7 protein-coding genes and 7 pseudogenes are annotated in these 12,711 nt (G+C 59.1%); 4 read left to right on the top strand and 10 right to left on the bottom strand.

Translation table 11 applies throughout. The features are described from left to right. The first annotated feature begins 185 nt into the window (after window positions 1–185). Window positions 186–698 carry a transcription termination/antitermination protein NusG gene (gene nusG, locus EP376_RS19950; protein ID WP_127657332.1) on the top strand — a complete coding sequence of 171 codons (513 nt, stop codon included), beginning with the start codon at window positions 186–188 and terminating at the stop codon, window positions 696–698. Between the two features lie 55 nt (window positions 699–753). Here nusG and EP376_RS19945 read toward each other — a convergent pair whose 3' ends face one another. The 4 genes from EP376_RS19945 to EP376_RS19930 all read right to left on the bottom strand — a co-directional run bounded on the left by EP376_RS19945 (window position 754) and on the right by EP376_RS19930 (window position 4,661). Beyond that, window positions 754–1,536 (bottom strand): YdcF family protein, encoded by a 783-nt coding sequence (locus tag EP376_RS19945; protein WP_127657331.1) that lies wholly within the window; start codon window positions 1,534–1,536, stop codon window positions 754–756. Further along, complete coding sequence (locus EP376_RS19940) at window positions 1,536–2,663, bottom strand: glycosyltransferase family 4 protein (RefSeq protein ID WP_240652487.1); 1,128 nt, start codon at window positions 2,661–2,663, stop codon at window positions 1,536–1,538. The genes EP376_RS19945 and EP376_RS19940 overlap by 1 nt, the downstream gene beginning before the upstream one ends. A gap of 61 nt (window positions 2,664–2,724) precedes the next feature. After that, on the bottom strand, window positions 2,725–3,717 hold the full coding sequence (locus tag EP376_RS19935) for a GNAT family N-acetyltransferase (RefSeq protein WP_127657330.1): 993 nt from the start codon (window positions 3,715–3,717) through the stop codon (window positions 2,725–2,727). Beyond that, entirely contained in the window at window positions 3,717–4,661 is a 945-nt protein-coding gene (locus EP376_RS19930; protein ID WP_164745006.1) for a polysaccharide deacetylase family protein, read from the bottom strand. The genes EP376_RS19935 and EP376_RS19930 overlap by 1 nt, the downstream gene beginning before the upstream one ends. A gap of 272 nt (window positions 4,662–4,933) precedes the next feature. Between EP376_RS19930 and EP376_RS19925 the strand changes: the two are divergent. After that, window positions 4,934–5,808: pseudogene (locus tag EP376_RS19925) on the top strand (IS3 family transposase); the annotation flags it as partial. Between the two features lie 194 nt (window positions 5,809–6,002). On the opposite strand, the pseudogene EP376_RS19920 reads toward EP376_RS19925, so the two are convergent. The 3 pseudogenes from EP376_RS19920 to EP376_RS23375 all read right to left on the bottom strand — a co-directional run. Next, window positions 6,003–6,522 (bottom strand): annotated as a pseudogene (locus EP376_RS19920) (IS110 family transposase); the annotation flags it as partial. A 53-nt stretch (window positions 6,523–6,575) separates the two neighbouring features. Next, window positions 6,576–7,259: pseudogene (locus EP376_RS23385) on the bottom strand (IS110 family transposase); the annotation flags it as partial. 172 nt (window positions 7,260–7,431) lie between these two features. After that, window positions 7,432–8,216 (bottom strand): annotated as a pseudogene (locus EP376_RS23375) (IS5 family transposase). A gap of 217 nt (window positions 8,217–8,433) precedes the next feature. On the opposite strand from EP376_RS23375, the gene EP376_RS19905 reads away from it, so the two are divergent. Beyond that, window positions 8,434–9,204, top strand: a complete 771-nt coding sequence (locus EP376_RS19905) for a response regulator (RefSeq protein ID WP_127657327.1) — start codon at window positions 8,434–8,436, stop codon at window positions 9,202–9,204. A gap of 644 nt (window positions 9,205–9,848) precedes the next feature. On the opposite strand, the gene EP376_RS19900 is transcribed toward EP376_RS19905, so the two are convergent. The 3 genes and pseudogenes from EP376_RS19900 to EP376_RS19890 all read right to left on the bottom strand — a co-directional run bounded on the left by EP376_RS19900 (window position 9,849) and on the right by EP376_RS19890 (window position 12,001). Continuing rightward, window positions 9,849–10,880, bottom strand: a complete 1,032-nt coding sequence (locus tag EP376_RS19900; RefSeq protein ID WP_127657326.1) for an IS110 family RNA-guided transposase — start codon at window positions 10,878–10,880, stop codon at window positions 9,849–9,851. 103 nt (window positions 10,881–10,983) lie between these two features. Continuing rightward, window positions 10,984–11,205, bottom strand: a pseudogene (locus EP376_RS23665) (transposase); the annotation flags it as partial. Then, window positions 11,206–12,001 (bottom strand): annotated as a pseudogene (locus EP376_RS19890) (IS5 family transposase). Window positions 12,002–12,127: 126 nt separating this feature from the next. On the opposite strand from EP376_RS19890, the pseudogene EP376_RS23370 reads away from it, so the two are divergent. After that, a pseudogene (locus tag EP376_RS23370) lies at window positions 12,128–12,711 on the top strand (transposase); the annotation flags it as partial.

Raw genomic sequence — 12,711 nt, 5'->3', positions numbered from 1 at the left:
AGGCTGGACGTTTGCGTGATGGGCGGGAGCTATCAAGTCACGAATGGAAAAGATTAAAGCGAATACAATGGCTTGGCGAGATAGCGGGTGTCAAAAGTCCACTTTTGAGACCAAACCGCACCAAAGAGAATTTGCCTCGGGGAGCCATGCAATGCCAGACGCTCAGAAATGAGCGAGGTCTTAAGATGACGTATCACGATAGAGGCACGAGCTGGTTTCTGGCACAGCTGAAGCCGAACTGCGGTCACATTGCCGAGCGCAATCTCAAGCTGCAAGGGTTTCGAACCTTTCTGCCTACAGAGGATGGCACGAAGCGTGTATGGGGCAAGTTTATCACCGCGCCACGACCGCTCTTTCCCGGATACATATTCGTGGCGTTCAACACGGGCGCGGGGCATTGGCGCACGATCAACTCGACCAATGGCATCACGCGACTGGTGAGCTTCGGCAAAGAGCCAGCACCCGTGCCGCTCGATATCGTCAGCCAGCTGATGCTGCGCTGCGACACGTCAGGCAAACTCCTGCCACCGAAGCTTCTGACGCCCGGAGATCAGGTGCGGCTGAACTCTGGGCCTTTTGCGGATTTCCTGGGGACGATCGAGGAGATCGCACCTGAGCGGCGCGTCTGGGTGCTGATGGAGATCATGGGCGGTGAGACCCGCGTGGCGGTGGCTGCCGACCAGCTGCGGACGGCCTGAAGCTCGGGGCGAATGGCAGGCAACGGGCGACACACGCAGGTAACTTCTTCGAGTTTCAACGTCCTGAAAGCCGATAGGCGATTTGCCCGATCTGTTCACGGATCGCTGTGTTCAGAACCAGCAAGTTGCGGGTGAGATTCCAGCCCATGCCATACTTGAAGGCTGAAGTCCGATAATCAACCGGCCAAGGCACCAGACTCGCCCAACCGACCGTCTCGAAACTACGCATAGCACGCGGCATGTGGAAGGCGCTGGTCACCAGCACCCAGGTTTCGCCGGGCGCAGGAGCGGCCAGTGCTAAGCTGAGGCGCGCATTCTCTGCCGTGTTGCGGGACTGGCCCTCAAGCAACAGGCGCTCGGGCGAGACGCCTTGATCGCGGAAGAAGCGTCCGGCCATGTCGGCCTCTGAGGTCTCCGCACCAGCCAAATACCGCAGCGCACCGCTGCCGCCGGTGAAGAGAAGCCTTGCCTCTGGAAAGCGCCTGGCAAGCGCCAAAGCGGCCGTGTAGCGCTCGCCGCCTTCATTCAGTTGCATCTGACCCCAGAAGGCACTGGCGCGCGCGTCCTCGCCACCCCCCAGCACGATGATCCCGTCGACTTGGCCCAGAGCGGGCTCCGCGGGATAGGTCCGCTCGATGGGCTGCAGAAGCAGATCACCGAGGGGGAGGATGGCGAGCGCGACCAGGACGGCCAGCGTGATGCTGCCGACCCAAAGCGCGAGGCGCCTGCGGTTGAACAGCAGCGCCAAGACGACGACAGCCAGTGCGACAATGATCCAGGTATCTGGCCGGAGCAGCGCGCCGATGAGCTTCGAGGCGATGAAGAAAAGCGTGTCCATCAGCGCGCGCCCCGCCGGCCGCTTGCGATCATATCCAGTGCTGCACGATAGGCGTCGACAACAATCGCCTGATCGTATTCGCGTTCCATCTTGGCGCGCCCGGCAGCTCCCATAGCTTGCTGCGCCTCCGGCGGAAGGTCCAGAAAGCGCTGCATTGCTGCAGCGAGGCTTTCAGCGTTGCGTACCTCGCAAAGAAAGCCTGAAACGTCCCGGTCAACCACGGCCCGGCACCCTGGCACGTCCGTGGCGATCAGCGGTCGTGCTATGGCCGCGGCTTCAATCAGCGTCCGCGGCGCTCCTTCCCGGTAGGAGGGCAGCACCACGCAGGACGTCGCCGCAATCACGGGGCGCACGTCAACTGTCGTGCCGAGATATTCGACCACGCCCTCTGCGACCCAGGCGTCGACGGTCGGGCGATCGATGGCGCTGCGGTTTTCTGACCCGACGGCTCCTAGCAGCTGGAAGCGCGCTCGAGGATGGCGCGCCTTAACCCTGCGCGCAGCCTCGACGAATTCCAGCACGCCCTTGTCGCGCAACAGCCTTGCGATCATCAAGAATACAGGCGGATTTTCCGGTGCGGGCATCGGGGCAGGTGCAAAGCGCTGCAAATCGATGCCAGAGCCGGGCAGAAGCCGTGCCTGATCCGCGCGCACCAGGCGGCGGTCCAGAAACAGGTCGCGATCATCTTCGTTCTGGAAGAACACCACCGGCAAGGCGGCAAAGGATCGACGGTAGAGCTGCTCCGTGACCGTCTGTAACAACTTGCCAGACAGGAAGGCCGTCCCCAGCCCGGTCACATTGGGCAGGAAGGGAACATCACATAACTTTGCCGCACGCGCGCCGAAGATGTTGTTCTTGATGGTATAGCTCAGCACGGCATCTGGCCGCTCCTCACGGAAGATCAGGCCAAACTGTCGCTGGAGCTTCAAGTCCTCGAGCGGGTTGAGCCCCTTTACACTCATCTCGAGCGGGCGAACGTGGCAACCCAGACGTTCCAGCTCAGGCACCGCATCATCCGGCGGCGCCAGCACCGTGATCTTGTGGCCGACGCCCGTCAGCGCCTCAACCAGCGGGCGCCGAAAGTTCCAGATATTCCAGGCGGCGTTCACCGTCATCAGAATGTGCACGTCAAATACCTCATGGCCGCGTTGGGATCCGTTGGCCGTCTTCGGACGACGATTTCACGGCTCACACGGTGTCGCTGTCGAGATAGCTCAGATACCACTGGCCTTCCTGATTGGCTCTCTCGGCCTGGGTCGTCTTGGGTGTCGAGCCGAGCCAGATTCTTATGGGGCGCAAGCGTTCTGGCAGCGGCATAAAGCCAGCCTTACGCAGAGCGCGGTAATTCGGAGACCAAGGGAAGGACCAGACAAGGGCGACTTCGACGCCGCGCGAGGCCAGACGCCCGAGTTCGGACATGAGCAGAGGCTGCAAGGACGGCGCGCCAAGAGCCTCCATCACATAGGCAATACGTCCACCATGCTTGTCCGCCTCCCGCGTTGCCACCAGCGCTTCTGAGTTGCTGGTCGTGTCCACGACAACCCGGTAAGCAGACGCTTGCGGGGCATCAACCAGACGGTGTTGCAGAAACGCGCGGTCCCGGATCGTGCCGACGTTGATTTCGGGGGCGACCTTCTCCCAGAGCGTATCGCCCCAGCCTCCAATTCTGGTAACAGCGTCGATACGCTGATCGCGCGCGAATGTGAGCGGGAAGTCGAGTGGCAGCCTCAGCTTTCGGCTGATGAAACCAGCCCGCAACGGCTTGATCATGAACGGAACTTCTCCATGCCGATGCCAGCCGAGCTTGCCGTACCAGGCAGGTGCCGCATTGTCGTTCGGAAAGCCCCAAACCAGATCAACACCTGAATGGCGAGCATGCTCGTCGTAGGCCTGGGCGAGGCGCGTGAAGATGCCTTTTCCGCGCATGGTTTCGGAGACGAAGGAGTCGACCGCTTGAACCGCGGTACCGCCAGTCTTGCCAAACTGCATATGGCTCTGAATGTATCCCGAAATGCCGACGATGGCCCCTTCGTGGCGCGCAACGGCGAAAGGCGAAGGATTGCTGCCAAAAGCCCATTCGATGGCCTGCGCCCCGGCCTTGCCGAGCTCCATACCTGAGTGCTTGTAAGCGGCCAGCAACTCGTCGCTGATTGGCTCGATCGAGATGAACGGTTCCGACATCAAAAGTCACCCATCGCCATAGACGTCATGCCATATCGATCACGCAGCACTGCAAAGTGATCGATGATCAGCCGCAGCCCGTTCATGTTTGCGTCGAGGTTCCGGCCGAAGTTGTGAGGGTGCCACCACAGATGGTACCCGCGCCCGGTCTTGGCGGCATCCGTCATACCGCGTTTGATCGCGCCCAGATGCAGCGGATGGAAAGCGGCCGGCTTGCCAGCGCAGGGACGCAAGAAGCGGCTGGCTGGCACGTCGACCATACCTTCACGCCTCGGCACAAAGGTCTGCGTGCCCAAGACGCCCGAAAAGGCATCGATCAACCGCAACGCGCGTTTTGCCTGGGTCTGCTCAGACCCTTTGGCGGCCCGATAGGCCCATCCAGCAGGATTCTCACGGCAATGGGTAATGCCCTGCCGTGCGCAGACTTCGAGATGCGCGGGAGAGAACCGATTTCGTGGGAAAACGATCGATCTGAGAGAAACACCTCGAAGATCCGCAAGCGCCTTGGCGGCAACCAGATCATCCCTGAAGTTAGCGAGCGTCTGTCCGTCCTCAAGGCAATAATAATGCGACATCGTGTGCGTGCCGAGTTCTTGCCCCGGCGTATTGCAGATCGCATCCACCAAGGAGGCCGCAAAATAGTAGGGGTCGGACCGCTCGTCCTTCCCAACTTCAGGGAGATAGGTGTAGTTCGACAGGCGTGGATTGACATAGGCGGGGCGCTCTGCGGGAAGCGCTGCTATCAGTTCATCCTTGGTTTCGCAGAAGAGAAATCCGACGGTGGCCCAGGTGGCACGAATGTCGCGTGCCGCGAAGAGCTCGAGCATGCGAGGAACGGCGTCGCGGGCACCGAGCACGTTCGGTCCATAGGCCTGCTTGTCCGAATGATCCCAAACACCACACAGAAGCTCGAAATCTAGGGATATTACAAACTTCCCTGACATTACGAACCCTTTTTCGCACCGCATTGACCGCCGCATGGATTAATCTGCCGTCAGATCGGAAGCGTCTATGATAAAAGTCTATGATCCTTCCAAACAATTCAGGTTCTGTTTCCTTCTACGTGGCTTACAGATGCCCGCAAGCCCTTCCGTAGTTGACGGAAATTATCTTTCGATTAATCGCTGTCCATGTGATGGACCCGAAAGTCCTGGCCTGCCCCCTGAAGAGTTGTTTTGCCTGAAGTCGGCTTACGAGCCAAATGGAGTATCAAGGCATGCCCCATAAGAACCATAAACCCGAGGAGATCGTCGCGAAGCTGCGGCAGGTCGATGTATTGCTACCGCAGGGCCAGTCGGTGGCCGAGGCGGTTCGGTCCATCGGCGTGACGCAGTTCACCTACTATCGGTGGCGCAAGGAATACGGTGCCCTGAAGACGAACGAGGTGAAACGGCTGAAGGAGCTGGAGAAGGAGAACGAGCGGCTGCGGAAGGCGGTGTCGGACCTGACGCTCGAGAAGCTGATCCTGCGAGAGGCTGCCTCGGGAAACTTCTGAGCCCCGCCCGTCGCCGTTCTTGCGTGGACCATGTCAGGCAGAAGTTCCGGGTCTCGGAACGCTTCGCCTGCCCCGTTCTCGGTCAGCATCGTTCGACCCAAAGGAAGGTTCCGCGAGGTCGCCCCGACGAGGAGGCGCTGACCGTGGACATCATCGCGCTCGCCTCGCAGTATGGGCGGTACGGCTACCGGCGGATCACGGCGCTGCCGCTCGAAGCCGGCTGGTTCGTGAACGTGAAGCGCGTCGAACGGATTTGGCGGGGGGAGGGGCTGAAGGTTCCAAATAAGTAACCGAAGAGGTCGAGGCTCTGGTTCAATGACGGATCATGCATCCGTCTGAGGCCGGAGCGTCCCAACCATGTCTGGTCCTACGACTTCGTCGAGAGCCGGACACATGATGGAAAGAGGTTCCGCACGCTCAAGCTGATCGACGAGTTCACCCGCGAGTGCCTGGCGATCCGGATTGATCGGAGGCTACGGTCCACTGATGTGATCGACGTTCTGTCGGACCAATTCATCCTGCGAGGCGTGCCAGACCATATCAGGGTGGACAACGTCTTATATCGGGAAGATTTGGCTGCTCAGGTCAGCAGGTCATGGGGCATCCGGGTATCCGGATGCGCTGCTATGGTTGCCCAGGCGGTCTCCGCCGTCAAGAAGCGGTCTCTCCCATAGCAAACACAGGGTACGCGCTACGGCGGCCCTCACCGTCCTTAAGACGAGATCCAGAATCCCAAGCGGAAGACCTGAACATTATCTACGAGGTCAGCGAACTGCCTCCACGGCTCTTATCAGACAAGGGTCCTTCCGCCTGGGCTCACCCCCTCGAAGAAGGGGCGATAGGGTTCGCCGTGTTTGATCACGGCGTGTACGGTGCGCGCCATCTTGGCCGCGATCGCGGTGTAGGCCTTGCGGCGCAGATGGGCGTTGTGTCGATCCCGCGCGATGTAGCGTTCGAACTTGTCGCGGAAGCTGTTGGTGCGTTTGAGAACGGCAACCTGGCCAGCCATCCATAGGGTTCTGCGAAGCCGTGCATTGCCATACTTCGAAATGCGGCTCGGGGAAGTAGAGCGGCAGGTAATGCGTCAGGATGCGGTGCCACAGCTCGGTCTTCGAACGCGAGACGATCTCGTGGGTCTTCGACAGTTCCTGGATGTCGGCCGTGCCGGTCACCAGCGGATCGTGGAAGAATTGCACGGCACCGATCTCCAGCATGTGCAGGATGACCTGGGCGTCCTTCGGATCGTTCTTGTCCCAGCTGTTGTGCAGAGCTTCGCGCGTCCGGGCCAAACCCACAGAGGACACGAGCTTCCCCGCATCCCTCCACTGTCGTGTGGGACAGGTGCAAGGCCGGTCATGGCTGCGGCTTCGCCGGATGTCATCCGGCCGAGTTCCGGCATTTCCGCGATCAGCATGGCTGCGGAAACCGGGCCTATCCCGGGGATGGACCGCAGAAGCCTTGCCTTTTCAGCCGAGGTTTCCTCCTGCGCGATGACGCTTTCGATCCGTCGCTCGAGATCACCGACCTGCGTGTCCAGCATTGCCCAGAGGTCTGCATCCATGCCCTCGACATCGGCGGGGATGTCTTGCTTCCTGCGCGCCGCAATCTGCGCCGAAAGCCGTTTGCGCATGTCCACGATCTGCGCCCTTCGTGTCGTCAAGGCCCTGAGAATACGCAAGTTCTCGCTCGGCAGCCTTCGACCGGCTTCCGGTCGGAACTGCATGAACCGGGCGATCAGCTCTGCATCGATCCGGTCTGTCTTGGCGCGCGTGCCCCGGGAAAGCGCAAAGGCCTTGATTTGCGCCGGGGGCAACTGGCCTGCATCGATCTCCGCCGCGACGAGTGTGGCCCAGAGCACCCATTCCTGACCACCCGTCGCTTCAAACCCGATCTTGACCGGGCCGGGCATCTCCCGGATCGCCGCGACCAGCAACTCATGACCCTCTGCCGAGTTCGCCAGTCGGAACCGCTGCTCGCCGGGTAAGCAAAACCCGTCCAGCCAATCACGAGACACATCTATCCCGACCACGGTCGTTGCTGCTATCATGTCACTCTCTCTTCCTTATGCTTCGCGGTCCCGGAAAACGGGCCGCCATCAACTGTTCGAGACGGTGAGGAGAGGTGGGATCAGCCTGCTAGAAAACGTGGTCAGGCCACAAGATGTTCAGCGCTGTATCCAACCCCGTCGCCGGTCCTGGCCGGGACCAGCGACGGGGTATCTATAGCAAGGCCGAGACACATAAGGTGTTCAGTCCCTGCATCTGGTGGATCGGATTGAGGGTGAATCGATCTTGCTCTGCAGTCCAGATTTTGCAGATGTATTCGTAGGGTGTAAGACTGCCGAGCGTCTTGAGACGACGTGCGAATTTGTATGCGTCGCGATCTGCGATCGCATCGTGGCATTTGCGAGTGTCATAGGCGCTATCAGCCGTGACGCTGCCGAATCCTGGTCTTCCTGGGCTTGGTCGAGAAGTTCGGGTAGGATCGGTGCATCGCCGATGCGGCGTCCAGAAATTTCGACGGCTCGGATCTCCAGCGTTTCCTCGTCAATCCGGGGTGGAACTTGCGCTAGACGCGGCGTTTCGGGCCGCCATGCTTATGAGAATGCCGCTCGCCTTCATCATCCACCTTCAAGCCAGTGTTGTCGGTCAGCAGGTGCAGCGGCTCCTTGAACCCGCGATGGAGCATGTTGGCGGTCAGGGTCCGCTAGTCGCGACGGCGTGCTGAAATCGGGCACCGTCTAGTCCAGCCCAACCAGCAGCGGTAAGCTCTCGACGAAGCAAGTCGTTTGTCGCAGCGCCAGGCCGAACAATATCTGCATCGAAACGCACGTCTGGATAGCAGTGTTACTATTGGTCTGCTTGCGGCCACGCCCGCATGTTGGCGCGGCATCCCAGCGCATCTAGGGATCGAACCACATCGTAAGCGAGCCGTTGCGCTTGAGCGCTTCATTGTAGTCTGGCCAGTTCCAGGTCTTCTCGGTCGGGCGTGTGGGTCTGTTCATGCATCACCGATTCCACACTTAATCCACGAGATGAATCCCTTATGTATTTGTACAACAGAGTTCCCTGCGCCAACACGATCCTCGAAAGTGTCAGCCAAAATCAAGGTCGCCACTAACGCGCGGATATGTCACTTTAGATACACAAAAGAAACAAAAGCTCAAATGAGAAATCTAAGTTTTATGATTATGAATAAACTTCGTCTAGGAACGCGGGGCGATGTTAAGTACATTTTTTTACCCTCGTCGGGCTCTCCCGGCTAGAAGAGAAAGATCGGGTGAATTTCATTCACAGTCGGGGGATGGATCAGCATTCGCTATTATTCTGTTGAGTTCGTTGGTCTTCTTTGTATCTTTACTCAGCCTCCTTGTCACCGGTTCGAGCTTCTTTCGCGCTCTTGGTCTGGCGTTGACTTTCCAAGCTATTTTTGTCGCAATGTCTTTATTTGTCGCTTTTCGTCGATTTATGAATGATACGGAGTCGGTTAAGTCAAATGATCATGTTAATCTATCCAGTGATCTTTCCGTCGAAGAAACGATTTGGAAGAGTTTTCTAAGTCGAGATAATGATTGTAAGCTAGGAAGGATCGGATTTGCAGCAAAAGTCAACGAAGAAAGCTGCAAGATTGCGGAAGACCTCGCTGACGAAGGTTACGAGGTTCATCTTTCTTCAGACATCGACGCGATTCTGAATTCAATAGAAGAAAGCCCTAGAGTTTGGGATATCTTGATCCTTGATTTGGATCAGTACAGTGATCCTGGCTCGGCGATTGATGATTTGCTTGTCGTCAGATCAGTTTGTCAGGATTTGGATATTGTTTTGTTGTCAAGTGAAGTTAGTCGCGATGATTTTTCTTTGGAACGAAAGGTCGTTACCGACGTCACTCTTCGCAAGCCGTTATCGAAGCGTCGTCTTGTGAGTGGGTTGGTCTCAGCGCACGAGAACGCTTCGGTCCGACGCGGAGAAACCCTTGGTTCTCTCATCAGTTGACACTATCGACTGTTTAACTCCTTCGCTGAGGACTGCTTCTTTGATTATCCTGCACTTTTGCGGTAGGTGGCCGCCCAGAGGCATTTCGTATGTCATGATGGTGTCATCGAAACCGCATGGAGGGCATTTTGCTGACGACAACGTCCAGCATACTTTCGATCGATCTCGCGAAGCAATGTTTCCAATGACCTGAGACCCGACTTCGTCCCACCCGTTGTGAGAATCCGTCGGTCGGTCTCTGGCATCACTCGGCCGTGTTTTCCAATCTCGAATTCAATGCAAATCGCTGCGGCGTGAGGTTGCCTAGGCTCAGGACTTCGGTAACGGGGGCGTCCCAGTCAAGCTATTTTGCGCAGACGGGATGGGGCGCCCAGGGGCGGGTTTGATCTTCGGACTTTCTTGAGCCGTCCTGCTTTGCCTTGGCCTTCGCCTGAGATCGTCCCGGGTGCATGCTTCGGTCCGTGGTCGGCGCGGTGGCCGCCAACATGATGCTGGTTCAATGCAATTCCGGTGTGCCCATCTCATTGGCGTGCTCGATCTGTGTCGGCAACAGTCCTGACCACGGCATCATCGGAACCGCGTCCCTGGGGGGACCTCGAGGGCCTGCAGTCAGTCAGGCAGGCAGCGGTTGGAACTTCAATTTCTTACGCCGCATTCGGTGCATTGATTTCGGATCGGAAGTCAGTGTCATCAACCCACATGCGGTGAAGGATGACGCCGATCCGCCGCGCCAGGGCGACCATGGCTCGCTTTCCACCACGGCGCCGAGCGATCTGAGCGGCCCATGTTCTCAGCCATGTCGAGCGCCCGCGATGCATCATGACGGTCGCGGCCTGACACAGAGCGCGGCGCAAGGTGACGTCACCGGCCTTGGTTATCCCGCCCGAGACATCGCGTTCGCCAGATTGGTTTCGCGACGGCGTGAGGCCAACCCATGGCCCTACTTTTTTCGAAGACGTAAACCGGGCGGGATCATCGATGGCGGACCGGAACGTCAGGGCGACAACTGCGCCGATGCCCGGCATGGACATCAACCGACGGCACACCGGGTCATCCTGAGCCAACTGACGGACGCGGCGCTCCAACCCGGCCAACTCATGCCGCAAAGACGACCGGGCCCGGAGCATCGGTTCTACCGCCGCTTCAAGCATGGGATTGCCGACAGCCAGTTCCCGGATGCGCAGTTCGAACCTGCCGCGGGATATGGTGCCGACCTTGAGCCCGAAGTTCCGCAGCAGCCCGCGCAATGACAGTTCCAGAGCGATCATGCTCTGCTGGACGGCCCTGCGAGCGCCAAGAACGGCCCTAACCTCTTGGGCTGAGATAGACTTGCAATGGACCGGCCGGAACCAGCCAAGGTGGAGAAGGCGCGCGATCCCCTCGGCATCTCGCCGATCCGTCTTGATCGGCATGGCCTTCAGGGCTCCCTTGACCTGCCGGGTCTCCATCAACACGACGTCCAGGCCCGTATTGGTCAGCCCATGGTGCAACCATTGTGACAGGGGTCCTGCCTCCAGACCGATGGCGGCAATCGAGCCATCCAGTTCCCCAACCCAAGTCACAAGCGCATCTGGCTCGCTGGCGACCTGCGCCTCCTTCACAATCTGCCCATGTTCGCTGATCACGCAGATCGCGGTCTTTGCCAAAGATACATCCAATCCGATAAACAGTCTCATCCCGCAGTCCTCCCTTTGGATCCGATACGGGAACGGCGACAGCTTGCCCCTGATCTTGCAAGCCATAACGGGCGGCGCGTGACGCAGGCCCCGTTACAGCATCTCATAGCCAACAGATAACGACGGCGGCGAGCATGATGGCGGACAGGAAGACCTTCGGGCACCTGTCGTATCGGGTTGCCACGCGCCGCCAGTCCTTCAACCTGCCGAACATGATCTCGATGGGGTTGCGACGCTTGTATCGCCGCTTGTCGTATTTGACGGGCGTCTTTCGTTGGCTTCGACCGGGGATGCAGGCGCGTATCCCTTTGTCTTTCAACGCATCTCATAGCCAACAGATAACGACGGCGGCGAGCATGATGTCGGACAGGAAGACCTTCGGGCACCTGTCGTATCGGGTTGCCACGCGCCGCCAGTCCTTCAACCTGCCGAACATGATCTCGATGCGGTTGCGACGCTTGTATCGCCGCTTGTCGTATTTGACGGGTGTCTTTCGTTGGTTTCGACCGGGGATACAGGCGCGTATCCCCCTGTCTTTCAACGCATCTCGGAACCAATCCGCGTCATAGCCGCGATCCCCGAGCAGCCAGTCGACCTTTGGCAGGCTGCTCAACATGGCCGCAGCGCCGATGTAGTCGCTGACCTGTCCGGCGGTGACGAAGAGGCTGAGCGGGCGACATTCGCCATTGTCGCTCGGACCAATGGCGCGACAAGGCTCATCTGTCGCAAATGGCGTGCAGCTTCGTGTTCAGTCCGCCCTTGGTGCGGCCGATCAGACGCCCACGCCCCCCCTTTTTGACGCCCAAACTGGACGCCGTGCAATGTGCCTTCAGGTAGGTTGCGTCGACCATGACCGTCTTCTTCTCGCCGTGATCCGCCGCCAGTCCGGCCATCATCTGAGCGAAGATGCCTTTGTCACTCCACCGCTTCCAACGGTTGTAGAGTGTCTTGTGAGGGCCGTATTCCCTGGGTGCATCCCGCCACCGCAAGCCATTGCGATTAATGAAGATAATCCCGCTCAGAACCCGCCGGTCATCGACGCGAGGCTTGCCATGGGACTTTGGAAAGTAGGGCTCCCGACGCGCCATTTGCGCATCGCTCAGCCAGAAGAAATCAGACATGTCACCGCTCGTTTTTCGAACGCTGAATCACGCGGCCACACGAAAATCAATGGGTCCTGACTCTAGGTGAGGTGCCCCTAGATTTGTAGACGCTTTGCCTCCTAACTTTGAGGCAGGGAGGCCGACATGGGGACAAGCAATTACAGCGACGAGTTCAAGCGGGATGCAGTGCACCAGATCACGGTGCGGGGTATCCTGTTCGGGAGGTGTCCCGGCGTTTGGGCGTGAGCACGCACTCTCTGTACAAGTGGTTGAAGCAATTCGGTGAGCCGGTTCCGAAGCCCGGCGTGGACCATGAAGCCGAGAACCGGCGGTTGAAGCGCGAGTTGGCCAGGGTGACCGAGGAGCGCGACATCTTAAAAAAAGGCGAGCATTGTCCGCCATTGGTCCGAGGACAATGGCGAGCGCGTACTTCGCGCGCGAGTCCCAATGAAGTACGCCTTCATCCGGGCGCATCGCGAAGAGTTCGGCATCCGGGCCATGTGCCGAGTGCTGCGGGTACATTTCTCGGGCTTCTATGCATGGCTTAAGGAACCGTTAAGCTACCGCGCGCAGGAGGATGTGCGCCAGACCGAGTTGATCCGGCAGGCTTGGGCCGACAGCGGCAAGGTCTATGGCTATCGCAAGCTGACGGATGATCTGCGCGACCAAGGCGAGCGGGTTTCGGAGAACCGCGTCGCGCGCCTGGCCTCGCTTGCCGGGATCGCGGC

Source organism: Alexandriicola marinus (assembly GCF_004000435.1).
Classification (GTDB): Bacteria; Pseudomonadota; Alphaproteobacteria; order Rhodobacterales; family Rhodobacteraceae; genus Alexandriicola; species Alexandriicola marinus.
This window is presented reverse-complemented; position numbering and strand designations above follow the sequence as displayed.